Annotated in this window: 12 protein-coding genes; all 12 read right to left on the reverse strand. The window is 42.1% G+C overall.

Annotation, left to right across the window (positions count from 1 at the left end; all coding sequences use genetic code 11):
- Positions 1-69 precede the first annotated feature (69 nt).
- Positions 70-1113: a DNA polymerase III subunit delta gene (holA, locus tag J3A84_RS01970; RefSeq protein ID WP_207598315.1), complete on the reverse strand. Its 1044-nt coding sequence runs from the start codon at positions 1111-1113 to the stop codon at positions 70-72.
- Complete coding sequence (locus J3A84_RS01975) at positions 1113-2723, reverse strand: ComEC/Rec2 family competence protein (protein ID WP_207598316.1); 1611 nt, start codon at positions 2721-2723, stop codon at positions 1113-1115. The genes holA and J3A84_RS01975 overlap by 1 nt, the downstream gene beginning before the upstream one ends.
- Positions 2711-3340 (reverse strand): sigma-70 family RNA polymerase sigma factor, encoded by a 630-nt coding sequence (locus tag J3A84_RS01980; protein WP_207598317.1) that lies wholly within the window; start codon positions 3338-3340, stop codon positions 2711-2713. Before J3A84_RS01980 ends, J3A84_RS01975 begins: the two co-directional genes overlap by 13 nt.
- A gap of 420 nt (positions 3341-3760) precedes the next feature.
- Positions 3761-5074, reverse strand: a complete 1314-nt coding sequence (locus tag J3A84_RS01985; protein ID WP_207598318.1) for a M23 family metallopeptidase — start codon at positions 5072-5074, stop codon at positions 3761-3763.
- A 285-nt stretch (positions 5075-5359) separates the two neighbouring features.
- Positions 5360-5986: a V-type ATP synthase subunit D gene (locus J3A84_RS01990; RefSeq protein ID WP_207598319.1), complete on the reverse strand. Its 627-nt coding sequence runs from the start codon at positions 5984-5986 to the stop codon at positions 5360-5362.
- Positions 5987-5988: 2 nt separating this feature from the next.
- Positions 5989-7431, reverse strand: a complete 1443-nt coding sequence (locus J3A84_RS01995) for a V-type ATP synthase subunit B (protein WP_207598320.1) — start codon at positions 7429-7431, stop codon at positions 5989-5991.
- A 19-nt stretch (positions 7432-7450) separates the two neighbouring features.
- Positions 7451-9202, reverse strand: coding sequence for a V-type ATP synthase subunit A (locus J3A84_RS02000; protein ID WP_207598321.1), 1752 nt, complete (start codon positions 9200-9202; stop codon positions 7451-7453).
- 39 nt (positions 9203-9241) lie between these two features.
- Positions 9242-9841 carry a V-type ATP synthase subunit E gene (locus J3A84_RS02005; RefSeq protein ID WP_207598322.1) on the reverse strand — a complete coding sequence of 200 codons (600 nt, stop codon included), beginning with the start codon at positions 9839-9841 and terminating at the stop codon, positions 9242-9244.
- A gap of 10 nt (positions 9842-9851) precedes the next feature.
- The gene (locus J3A84_RS02010) at positions 9852-10160 is read right to left on the reverse strand and encodes a V-type ATP synthase subunit F (RefSeq protein WP_207598323.1); all 309 of its coding nucleotides are present in this window, start codon (positions 10158-10160) and stop codon (positions 9852-9854) included.
- 19 nt (positions 10161-10179) lie between these two features.
- Complete coding sequence (locus J3A84_RS02015; RefSeq protein ID WP_207598324.1) at positions 10180-10629, reverse strand: ATP synthase subunit C; 450 nt, start codon at positions 10627-10629, stop codon at positions 10180-10182.
- A gap of 14 nt (positions 10630-10643) precedes the next feature.
- Complete coding sequence (locus J3A84_RS02020; protein ID WP_207598325.1) at positions 10644-12569, reverse strand: V-type ATP synthase subunit I; 1926 nt, start codon at positions 12567-12569, stop codon at positions 10644-10646.
- A 16-nt stretch (positions 12570-12585) separates the two neighbouring features.
- Positions 12586-13641 carry a V-type ATPase subunit gene (locus J3A84_RS02025; protein ID WP_207598326.1) on the reverse strand — a complete coding sequence of 352 codons (1056 nt, stop codon included), beginning with the start codon at positions 13639-13641 and terminating at the stop codon, positions 12586-12588.
- Positions 13642-13660 lie beyond the last annotated feature (19 nt).

Raw genomic sequence — 13660 nt, forward strand, 5'->3', positions numbered from 1 at the left:
ATAAAACATTATGGGGCAAAAGTCGCTTTACCGCTCAGAATAGAAGCGGTAAAACGACTATATTTTTCGCTATTTTGTATCTCTTGCATTCACCATTGATAAAATCAGCATCTCCAATAGTGACATGGTATCCACTGAAGTTGTCTTGAGTATTAGCTCATGGTCCAGCAGCACTTTGAAAAGTTTATGATATTCGCTGATAGATATTGCCGTCGCAATTTTAGTCATTCTGTCGGCATACCATGCACTGCCTGTCTTAAGCTGCTTCATGATATCCTGGGTCGCAGCATTCTGCTCTTTAAGAATTTTAATCTTAAAGAGCAGTCTTAGCCTGGACCCGATCAGTCCGATGACCATTTCCGCTTTCTCTCCACGATAGATGAGATCATTGACGAGATTCAGAATGTCCTTGATGTTTCTTCCCAGACCCCTTTCCGTAAAGATCATATCAAGCAGATTCATCACATGCCGCTCATCTGAAATTTCCATGATGGCCAGAATATCCTCTTTTCTGATTTCTCTTCCGGCAGTATAGGCGAGGAGCTTTTCAATCTCTTTCTCCAGTTGAAGTGAATTCCCTCTGAACACCTCACTGATAAAGGGCGCGATGTTCTTGCTGACAGTGACGCCTCTTTCTTCGAAAAGCGATTCAATCAGCCCCACCATTCCCCTGGGCTTCAGCGAATCGATCCCTTCAATGATTGTATGGGGGCTTACTTTTTTCTTCAGTCTGTCCAGATAGAAGTTCTTCTTGCTCAACTCATTTTCATACCTGTAGTAACCGATGAAATACAGATCCTCTCTCGGATCCTTCAGATATTCTTCAATAAGCTCTCTCATAGGTGAACTCTGGCCTCCATCCATGAAATGGCAGTTGGAGATTTCCACCAGAATATCCTCATTGAACATAGAATAGGTAGATATCGCATTCTGAATATCTTCATATGTGCAGCGATTCCCATCCAGCTTGATATGACTTAACGAGTCTTCCTCGACCACTCTCTTTCTCAGTTCATCTCTGACCTGAAAAATCAGCTGCTCATCCTGAGCAAACAAAAAATAGGCTCTCTTCTGTCCCTTTTTAACTATTTCCTTTAACTCCAAGTAATCCACTATTTTACCTTCATAACCCTTTCATTCCAGAATACATATTTATGCAGGATTTTCACTCCACCAGAATAATCCATTCTTCTCGGCAGCGCAAGCTCCTTTTCATTCACAAAAATATGAGGAATCTCCTGATCATTCTCCGATGGTCTGATCTTGAGATTCATGGAGGCAAGTCTCAGCTCCTCTTCTTTCCGAAGAACGATATAGCCGCTCTCTGCAATCCTATAATCCATGATATCATAATTCTTGAAGTTTTGCGTAATCCTTATAAAAGGAGCTCCGAAATTATTATAGATCCCAAGTGTTGTGCCCCAGGGGAGCCCCAGGACCAAGATCAAAGTCACGAGAAGCAGCCCTCTTTTCACGGCCCCTTTTCTGAAAGCTGTTCCAACAAGAAAGACAAAATACACATAACTATGAGCCAGCATTTCCAGATTCAGAGCCAGCATATACTGACTCAGAAAATTCCCAAGATGAAAGGAGAAATCCGAAAATACGTCTACAAACGGGAGGAGGAGAAATGCAAGTCCCTGAAAAGGAAGCAGTAACACCCCCAGAAAAGAGAGATATGTAAAAACTGCATAAAGAGGCACAAGAATCATATTCCCGATGAACACGCCTAATGAGAATTCAGGAGACAGAGAAACGATGATCGGAAAGGATAAGGAAAGTGCCGACAGGGTAAGCGACAGGGATAGGGAGACCGATGATGGCAGATGATGCATAGCGCTTACTATTTTCTGATGAAAAAGAAGAATACCCAGGGTAGATAGATACGTAAGAAGAAATCCGATTTTGAAGATGATATAGGGACTGAGAAAAGTCTGGATGAACATAGCAATGAATAAACCTGTGACAGGATCCGGATCTCTTCTGAAGCAATAGCCCAAACTTCTGTATGTAATGGTCAGAAGGGTCCTGTAGCCTGGAATGCCGCTGATGAAGTATGCATAAAGCCCCATGAAGAAGATATTTTTCCTGCCTAGCCTCATCTTCTTCAGCAGAATCTCCAGCAAAGCGAAATGAAAACCCGAAATAGACAGGATATGCATGATGCCCATGCTTTTCATGTCACCTTCCCGTCTCTCGCTGATGTCATCTTTGATCCCCAGTACCAGTGAGGACATCAGCGAGCCGTTGTCATATCCGTATCGATGTACAAGTTCATCCGCAACTTTCTTCTTAAAGGAGATCAGCCTGGATCTGAAATCAGCAGTGATCTGTGGTTCTCTAACCACAAGGTTTCCCACATATCCACTTCCACCTGGAGAGAGAAACTCCACTTGAAAGGTTCCCCGAACCAGGTCCCCTTCATAGCAGTCGAAGAGATCCCCTTTAATGAGGTACTTTCTGAATCCTTCCTGTACCACTATTGACCCGCTATACGTCTTGACGACTCTGACTTCTTCGGGAATCTGCGGTCTATAGTATAGAGAAAGGGCAGTTGCTGCAAGTAGAGGCATCAGCACGGTCACTGCAAGCATTTCTTTTCTGAATCTCACCGCACCTGCAGCAAGGACAAGAACTATGCACCCATTGACCCAGAACGCCTGAACAGATAGGAGATACAGGCTGATGATGAAAAGTCCTACAGCCAGAACTAGTACATGCACTCGCTTTTCTCCATAAGCGTCAGCAGTTTCTTGCGCGCTCTCTTCTCCTCTCTCGACACGAACACCTGTGATTTATTGATGAGAACGCCTATTTCCTGCTGAGAAAGATCCTTATAGTATCTGTAGACCAGTATTTCCTTCTGAAGAGGTGTAACCTGGTCCAGGAGATTCTCGATCAGTATTTTGTTGTGGGTATCCTTGAGATGATTCCAGGCATCTTCCGCTTCTCCTCTGTCACTTCTTATGTATTCCACAATTTCTTCCTGGGATTCCATGACATAGCCATCACGATTTCTGAGCTGGATGGACGAAATCGTCACTTCTCTTCTTGCATGGTGTTCATACATCCTCTGCACTTCACCTCTGATCAGATAGTATGCATAGGTGATGAACTTATTCCCCATTTCAGGCTTGAAATTTTTCACAGCCTTGATCAGACCCAGACACCCAGCCTGGAAAACGTCTTCCATATCCGTAGGATTGGACGAAGCATAATAATAATCCTTGATGATCTTGTAAATCAGTGCCTTGTTGTTTTCAATGATTTCTTCTTCGGCAATCTTATCCCCTTTCCTGATTTTCTCTATAAGTTCCTCATTACAATATATGGAAATCAACTCCCTTCTAGCTATATGTCCTTAAATTACAGGGTATTACGTAATTTCTCAAGAGGAACCTGTCGACATAGAGAAAGAATGTATATGTATATAATGATTTCATAAATTATTACTATAAATATATTTATTTTTGCATTAAATCTTAGCATTGTTGTTGTACTGTCAATCAGAATCCCTGAAACAGTTTTTTTCATATATTTGTATTATTTTTTGCCATTTCAGAATTGATTACAGCTAAACAAAGTGCTTTCTGATTTTCATGATTAATCCAGGATTTGATGGCTCTGTCATGATTTCTGAATCCTATGAGAATTATTCTAAACAAATCTCTGAACATTGACGAAAGAAATTTTCTGGTAAGAAGTGAATAGAATTATGATTTTTTAGCACGAAAAAAGAGAGCTTTCACTCTCTTCCATTCTATCTTACATAATTGGCGGGATTTGTATGCTGACCGTTGATTCTGATTTCAAAATGCAGATGAGGTCCTGTGCTTGCCCCTGTAGAGCCTACATAACCTATCGTCTGTCCCTGCTTCACACTCTGGCCATAACTGATAGCAAAGCCACTCAGATGAGCATATAGAGAGGATACTCCGCCGCCATGGTCCACGATGATGTAGTTTCCGTAACTGGAATTGTATTTTCTCAATATGACTGTTCCACTCTTAATCGAAACAACCGGCGTTCCGCTTGGAGCCGCGTAGTCCACACCAGTATGCATTCTTCTCACACCATAGATTGGGTGGATTCTGTATCCGTATGGTGAACTGATTCTACCTGATGTTGGGCGAACATATCCGCTTGAAGATACGACGCTTCCTGAACTGGAATTGTTCGCTTCTTCCTTTTTCTTGGCTTCTTCTTCTCTTCTTGCTCTCTCTTCAGCTTCTCTGATCACTTTCTGAATTTCCGCTTCCAGAGCTGCATTCTCGTCCATGATGTCCCCGATGCTGCTGGCAAGTTCCTGTTCTTCCTGGGTCATATTTGCGATAAGGCTTCGCTTTTGATCTTCCAGAGTCTTCTGCTCGGAGAGCTTGTTTGTCACAGCTGCCTTTTCATTTTCCAATGCTGCCTTTTCATTTTCCAGTTCGGTTTTTTCAGTGTCGAGTTTCACCTTGACAGCTTCAGATTCCTGCTTACTTACTTCCAGTTCTGTTCTTCTTTCTTCCAGATCAAGAATAATACCATCTATGATATCCATGACCTCACGGTCTTTCGCTGCCATTTTTTCAATGAACATCAGTCTTTCCGTAAAATCCACAATACTAGTAGATTCTAATAAAGTGAATATGATGCTGCCGAATGAATTGAACTTATATGCTGCTCTTACACGATCAGAGAGAATTCCCTCCTGTATCGCAAGCTCTTCTTCCTGTCCTCTGATTTCCTCATTCTGAACCTTGATATCTTCCTCCAGTTCGATGATTCTGCTTTCCATTGCCTGGATATCGAGAACCTTCTGGGCGATACCAGCTTCTTTGTTTGAGATGTTGTTGTTCAGAAGACTCACTTCATTGGAAAGCGCATTGATCTCCTCAATGACTTTTTTCAGTTCGCTGTTGATCTCGCTTTTCCTATCCTGAATCTCCTTTTTCTCTTCTGTAAGCTCATTGAGTTTACTGTTGTTCTCATTGATCTGGTTCTTATATTTTGTTGTATCTGTAGCAAAAACGTTAACGGATGTGGTTATTAATAGGGATACTACAATACCTGCTGCAATCTTCTTCTTCATACTTACCTCCTGACTCATAAAGCCATTTTACACTAATTTAAGAGATAAATTAAGGTTTCTTAATAAGTTTCACATTTATATTCACATTTTATACCAAACGGTATTTTGGTAATAGTCTAAATATCAGAATTAACTGAATATTAACAGTATGCACCTGATTCATTGTGAATAGATATCTCCCATGATTTTATACATCAAGGATTCTGAGTGGTCTTGCAAGAACCTCTCTATTCGGTCTGCAACGTAATAACAAGGCCTGCAGCATCACTGCTGCAGGCCCTGCCCTTATGATCTGGTTTTCTTGTCTTTCTTCATCTTTATTACCTTCTGCCTGGTGAACTCTTCACGTTCCTTTTCCTCCAGAGCTTCTGTAATAAATTTGATATTCTCTTCAAACTCAGGTATCACAATATTCTGGAGCGCATTGGCTCGTTTCTGTGACTTTCTGATGGCGTTGGCCAGTCTGTACACGCTGTTCTCCACTTCTGCCAGAACAACCGTAAGATGCTTCACCTCGTGAAACATACGATAAGCATAGTCGAATTTTGTATTGGCTCGTTCCATGCCATAGGTCAGTTTCAACGGCTTGTTCTCATAGATGACTTTCGGTATTTCCACACCCATGACACTGCGATAGCTCATGGAAATTCCATCGTCGATGGGAACCATATTGGTCAGATCTGAAATGATACCCAGTGTCGTGTTCGCTTCCTGCAATGCCTGATAGGCTTTCCCGAATACGACTGATATCTCATCTCTCAGTTTTTTGATGTCATCCAGATTGGACATGATTTCTCTTATGAGTATGTTTCTTTTTCTGTCCATCAGGTCAAACCCGACTTTCGCCAGCGCATTGGACTTCTTGATCGCCATCAGATTTCCTTTGGTAGGAAAAACTTGCTTATTTGCCATAATTACTCACCATCCGTTGCGAGCTCTTTGATAATCGTCCTTTCAGTCAGATCAAATCGTTTGAACGCTCGTTCACGATTGTGATATTTTTCAAGGATTTCCGAGTCGATTCTGTCTAGCTCCGGTTTAGGAAGAATGGACAGCAGATCCCATCCCAGTTCAAGTGTTTCTATGACATCTCGATTGCTTTCCATTCCCTGTGCAAGAAATTCAGCTTCGAACAGTTTACCGAACTCGATATACTGTTTGTCTACATCACTTAACTCCTCTTCACCGATTACAGAGGCAAGACTTCTTGCATCCTGCACTTTTGCATAACAGGCGAAAAGCTGGTTTGCCACCGATGAATGGTCGATTCTGGTATATCCATCACCGATTCCATCCTTCATAAGTCTTGAAAGTGATGGTAGAATTCCTACAGGAGGGTACACCCCCATCTGATGAAGCTCTCTGTCAAGCACGATCTGCCCTTCTGTGATATACCCGGTAAGGTCCGGAATCGGATGCGTAATATCGTCATTTGGCATCGTCAGGATTGGAATCTGGGTTACTGAACCCTTTGCACCCTCGATGATACCGGCTCTTTCGTATAAGGATGATAAATCAGAATATAAATATCCTGGATATCCCTTTCTTCCTGGAATTTCACCTTTACTGCTTGAAAATTCTCTTAAAGCTTCACAATAAGATGTCATGTCTGTAAGAATTACAAGTATATGCATATCATGCTCGTATGCAAGATATTCAGCCACTGTCAATGCACATCTTGGAGCGATGGTACGCTCGATGATGGGATCATCTGACAGATTGATGAACATCACAACATTTTCCATTACGCCAGCTTCTTCAAGAGATCTCTTGAAGTAATCTGCCACGTCATTCTTTACACCCATTGCAGCAAATACAACTGCAAAGTTCTTTCCATCTCCTTCAGAAATCTTCGCCTGTTTGACAATCTGTACAGCAAGCTCATTATGAGGCATTCCTGAACCGGAGAATATTGGAAGCTTCTGACCTCTGATTAGAGTTGTCAGCGCATCTATACTCGAAATACCGGTATTGATGTAGTTTCTTGGATAAACTCTGGATACCGGATTCAGCGGCAGTCCATTGATATCCGCTGTTTTATCGGCAAATACTTTACCAAGCCCATCTATGGGTTTTCCGGAGCCGTTGAAGATCCTTCCAAGCACTTCCTTGGAAAGCGGTATTTCCATAGGTTTGCCTATAAATTTCGTCTTTGTGTTTTTCAGTGAGAGTCTGTTCGTACCTTCAAAAACCTGTACGACTACCCTCTTTCCCTCGATCTGGACCACACGTCCCATTTTGTTCGTGCCGTCATCCATCGAGATTTCTACCATTTCCTCAAATCCCACATTCTCAACATTGTCGAGAATGACCAATGGACCGTTTATTTCACTTAGTCCTAAATATTGAAGGCTCAATTGATTTCCTCCTTTCAGTTTAATATACCTTGGCTATTGCATTCTCAATCAGACGGAAATAATCATCAAGCTTTCCAATATCGTCATTGGGCACGTCATATTTCATTCTGGTTATCTTTTCGAATATACCGGTTCCGAGCAGCATGTTCAGTGATTTTCCTGAAACCAGATACTCTCTGGATTTCTTGTTCAGATACAAGATCACGTCCATCATCTTCATCTGCTTTTCCAGCGGCACATATGTGTCATCTTTATGGAATGCATTCTGCTGCAGGAATCCGACTCTGATAACTTTAGCAATTTCAATGACAAGCTTCTGATCGTCCGGAAGGACATCACTACCAATCAGCTTTACGATTTCCATAAGCTTATTTTCCTCAGCCAGCAATGTAGTAATTTCCTTTCTGTTTACCAGGAATCTCGGACTGATGTTCTTGTTGTACCATCTTGATAAATCCACAATGTATTCCGAGTAGGACTGGTTCCAGTTGATCGCGGAATAATGCCTGATATAAGCCAGCTGCTTATCCAGCGCCCAGAAACATCGGACAAATCTTTTGGTATTCTGTGTTACAGGCTCCGAAAAGTCTGCTCCCTGTGGTGAAACAGCCCCAATGATGGATACAGAACCTTCCGTAAAGTTCAGATTCTCAACATATCCTGCTCTCTCATAGAACTGCGCAATTCGGCTGGGAAGATATGCAGGGAAACCTTCTTCCGCAGGCATTTCTTCAAGTCTACCACTGATTTCACGTAATGCTTCCGCCCATCTTGATGTGGAGTCCGCCATCATGGCAACGTGATAACCCATGTCTCTATAGTATTCAGCAAGAGTTACACCTGTATAGATACTGGCTTCTCTCGCGGCCACTGGCATATTGGATGTGTTTGCAATCAGAACCGTTCTTTCCAGAAGCGGTCTGTTGGACTTTGGATCGATTAGTTCTGAGAACTCTTCAAGAACCTGGGTCATCTCATTACCACGCTCTCCGCATCCCACATAAACGATGATATCGGCATCACACCACTTTGCCAGCTGATGCTGGGTCATGGTTTTGCCAGTTCCGAAACCTCCTGGTATCGCAGCCGTTCCCCCTTTAGCTATAGGAAACAGAGTGTCGATGACTCTCTGTCCTGTAATAAGAGGAATGGAGATCGGAAGTCTCTTCTTAATAGGTCTTGGTGTCTTGATCGGCCATTTCTGGATCAGTGTGAGTTCATGAGTTACATCATTCTCATCTTTGATCTTAACGACACAGTCATTTATGGTGTACTGCCCATCTTCAGCAACCTCGATTACAGTTCCTGAAACCGTTGGCGGCACCATCAGCCTATGTTCAATCAGTCTCGTCTCTGGAACCACACCATAAATCTGACCAGGCAGCAGCTGATCCCCCACTTTCACTTTAAGTGTGACGTCCCACATTTTCTTATGGTCCAGAGCTTCCACATTGCTTCCTGGTTCAATGAACGCTCCAGATTTCATCGCAATATCTTTTAAGGGTCTCTCGATTCCATCAAAGATGTTCTTCATGATACCAGGTCCCAGTGTTACTGAGATTGGTGTACCAGTAGTGAATACCGGTTCCCCGGGTTTCAGACTGGTTGTACTCTCATATACCTGAATTGTAGTATACTCCTTGCTGATGGAGATGACCTCTCCCAATAGCTCATTGTGTCCTACATAAACCATTTCAAGCATTTCGAAATCCTTGGTATCCTTCACCGTAATAACGGGACCATTGATGGAATATATTTTATTATCACTCAAATTATCACCTCTTCGCATTTCATACAATGCCCTGTGAACTTAACCAATTATCAGTTCAGGATTGGCATAAAACATTTCTCTTTCTTCTTTCAGCCTTGCATCATAGGTTTCATTGATAATGATTCTATCTTGATGAAATTCGAGTATAAACCCGCCAATTTCGATGCTTTCATCCGACTTCACCGTAATTTGCCCACCAAAGCTTTCAAGAAGTTCATCTGCGAGACTCATATCCTTTTCCGCTAGTCTTAATAGCCCATCAGAATGATACTGACTGCTCAGCAGACTGATCTTCTCTTTCATCTTTTCCTTATAGTCACTTGTCTTTGTATATCCTATAAGCTTCTCTCTGATTTCCACAAAAAGGTTGTTGATCAGATCCTGCCTCTTCTTCATCAGCTTTCTCTGATTGTCATCAGCCATTCTGCTCAGGGAGATTGCGTGTTCGCTGTCCATGGATTTGACTTCCTGACTCACAATGATTTCCGCATTGCTTCTGGCAGTCTCTTCCAGTTCCTTGATATTTTTGTTCTTGATATTTTCAATTTCCTTCTGGATTTTCTTTATCTCATTTTGAGAAACTCTCTCAATTTCGCCTTTAAAATACTCTTCCAGCTCTTCAATCGTATTATACTGCATTCTTATCACCTCATAATTTCACGCCGATGGCTTCACTCACATATCTGTCTATGGTTTCACCGATTTTGTGTTTCCCGTGACGATCTGGAACTTCAACAATCAGCGGTTTGAGCTGTCTTAATTTCAATTCGGAAATAACCTCTGGACAGGTTTCAATGAGTTTTGTTGTAATAAGCACGATGGCAATTTCTTCATTATGCATCGCTTTCTCAAGTTCCATCAGAACTTCGTGTCGCTCATGGACAACAACTCCTTCGATTCCAGCCAAACGCATTCCCATTTGGGTATCGATGTTATCGCTTATCAGGAAAAACTTCATGGAAACCTCCTTGTCAGTTTTATAGCTTATTGATGATCAGGATGGAAATCAGCAGTCCATAGATCGCAACACCTTCACCCAGCGCAACGAAGATCAGGGACTTACCGAAGTTCTTTTCATTCTCTGAGAATGCACCGATCGCAGCAGGAGCTGCAGCAGCAACGGCGATACCAGCACCTAATGCTGACATTCCTGTAGCCAGGGCAGCACTGATGAATCCAAGGCCCTGTGCATTGGTACCCATGATTCCGTTAGCAGCGGTTGCTGTTTCTTCTGCAGCAAGTACTGATAAATCACCAGCGGAGAAGATCACAGAACCGACAATCACAACAAAGAACATGACAATATGGCTGATTAATCTGGTCTTGGCAGACTGTCCACTGATCTTGCCTCTGAAGACCTTGATGAGTGGTAATGAAATCAGAACGATGAGCACCATTGGGATAAGTAATTCAATAATATTTAACATAATTTAATCCTCCACTATAAAGTTTCTTTTAATGATTTGAATGGGATACCATCTCCAGTATAATATCTGGAGAACATTTCATAGAACTCAAGTCTTAGCACCTGAATGCCCACAATCAGTCCTTCAAGGGCCATAACAAAGAGATTACCGAAGACGAAGACTATTGGCCCTGCATTTCCGGTCATTTCCATCAGACTGGATACCACCAGCATCATACCTGCATGAGAAAGGACGAATCCTGCTACTCTCATATAGGACATGGTATTGGTGATGTAGGAAAGAATGATCTCAAAGAGTTCGAAGAACGCTTCCGTGAAGAACCCTCCAAAGCCATTCGGGAACATCTTCTCTCCATGGACTCTTCTTTCCAGAGGTTCCTTCAGGAACATGAGGAGAAGTGGCAACACAATGAATAGAGCGATTGTAACTGGGTTGAAAAGATTTGCGATGCCGCTCAGCATGAGCCCTGCACCACCAATGGCAAAAGTATACAGAACTATTCCTGCAATACCATTATGTGATAAAAGCATTTCCACGATATGGTTTCTCTTGTAATTGGTATAGATATTCATGCCAATCGTCACAATAATCAGCACAGCACCGATGGCGATGGCTGATAACAGCAGCGTCATGGTGAAGCCTGGGTCCATGGTATGAATCGGCTTTCCTGAAAGTCCCAGCACATTAATGAAGAACGGATCCAGAAGATGCTCGTTTCCGAACACAGAGCCATAAAACAGTCCGAAGATAGCCGATGAGATACCGATTCTTATGCCTACTGCACCAAGCTTCATTCCCTTGAACTTATACATGAACCATCCCAGCAGTGCGAGCACCAGTCCTTGTCCCACATCTCCGAACATGATGCCAAACAGCAGTGTGTAGGTCAGTGCAACAAAAGGTGTGGGATCGATATCCTTATAGTTAGCAACCCCATACATCTCCACGAACATACCGAATGGTTCAGAGAACCAGCCGTTCTTGAGCTTCGTCGGAGGAGTCAGTCTCTTGTCATTGCTGGCAGGTCTTACTTCGATCTCCACAGCTTCCAGATCTTCGAATTTCTTCTCCAGTCCAGAAATATCATCCTTTGCCATGAAACCCGTGATGGAGAATCTTCCTCCAAGTCCGATGACATACTTTCTTGCTTCGAATATCTTGCTCACATGCTCCAGAACAGATGTGAAAATCGAATACCGATCTCTTGTTCTTTCGAGGAGTTCCTTCTTGCTTTCTTCCAGTTTCTTCAGGTCCTTCTTCAGGCTTGCAATCTCCTGTTCAAGGTTTTCTTCGGCCTCTTCAGGAGTACCATGAACAAAGTCCGGAATATGGATTCTCTCAAAATACAGTGAGGAAAACACATTATCCACTTCTCTTTCATATTCCTGACTGGTGATATAGATTCCCCAGCTGTAGTTGTTGTCTCTGCTGAAGGAATTCCATATAAATGGTCTGTTGTTGTAGAATCTCAGCTTTTCCTCGCTATCCAGTGGAAGACGTCCCACACGGCTGTTCAGATAACGACAGGAGAACAGATCATCCAGCGAAATATCGAGGGATTCGATATTCTTCACCTGCCTCAGTGCATCCTCGTCTTCCTGAATCAGAAGTTTGATTTCTTTCATATTTGAGTCGATCTGATCGAATTTATCATGTGTTCTTTCTATGAATCTGCTGATTCTCTCCAAATCACACTGCTGAACATCGACTTCCCTTTTATCAATTTTCAGCCCCATATCTGCTTCAATTTCCTTAATTCGATTCAGCATCTTCAGATAAGGATTCTCATAATAAAGTGTGGTCAGTCCATGTACTGTACCTGCAAGCTTACTTGCCGGTTCAGGATGAAAATCATCCAGCTCTATGAATCGTGCCAGTACTTCATCCAGATATTCATTATCTGCCACAATATTAATTAATTTCATTTTTGCGATGGCCATTCAGGTCCCCCCTTTCTTAATAAATAAGCAGTTTTTCGATTTCACTTCTAGGAGTGTCATATCGAATTGCTTCAACAATGTTTATGATATTGGTAATTTCAATCTCCAGTAGAATCGAATAAACAGTGAAAACGATAGGAGATTCAATGGAAAAATGCATATACCGCTTTGCGAGATTATATCTGATTTCATTTGCATAATACTCGATGTAGGTATAGTCCAGATCATCCACATACAGGTTGTACTTGGATTCCTCCAGTCTCTGGAGAACTCTCTCTGCTGTAGGCTCCTCGATGAGTTCATTGATGAACGCATCGCTCATTCTGGATTTCAGCCTAACCATGGATTTTCTGATCTGGTCGTTTGTCACCTTGAAGAATTTCTTGAAGCGATAAATCTTGATGATATTGAGCAGTTCAATCTGTGTTCTGTAGATTTCAGTAAGCTCTTTTCTTTTCTTGCCTGAAAAGTTCTCATCAATGACCTCAAAGACATATTTATAGTAATAACTGTAAAGATCTCTTTCTATCGAAGTAAAATCAATCTTTTCACCTTTCTCCACCTGATAGGGTCGTATGATTCTCTGATAGGGTGTCTTGCCTAATATATCCAGTATATCTTCGTAAGTCATGATTTCAGAGATTTCATTCACGTCGAAAGAAAAATAATCCGAAAGTGATATGGGGATATCTCGAACCATCACATCGTAAGTTTCATCATCTTCCATCTTGTCTGGCATGATGGAACGCAGTGCAAGAAGAATGATTTCAATCTCTCTTTTCACGATGTTCATTCTATAAAATCTGTTTTTCGTCAGCATGGAAAATCTCAGAAGCTTCTCGATCTTTTCATACATATTCTGACGAATAAGTCCTTCCAGCTGACCTCTATGAATCCTATTCTCATAAATGTCTCGCATGGTTGACCCGTATTCTGTTTCATTCTTCAGGTAACCTGCTATTTCACCAACAGAACCTTTTCGGAGAAGTTCCTCATAATCTTCTTTTTTCAGTCTTTGCCCATACATGGCTTTCGCCTTTGCTGCCAGAGCAGGACTGTTAATATTGCTCATCAGTTTAACTCCCTTCTCT

Origin of the sequence: Proteiniclasticum aestuarii (assembly GCF_017368455.1) — a bacterium.
In the GTDB taxonomy this organism is placed as follows: domain Bacteria; phylum Bacillota; class Clostridia; order Clostridiales; family Clostridiaceae; genus Proteiniclasticum; species Proteiniclasticum aestuarii.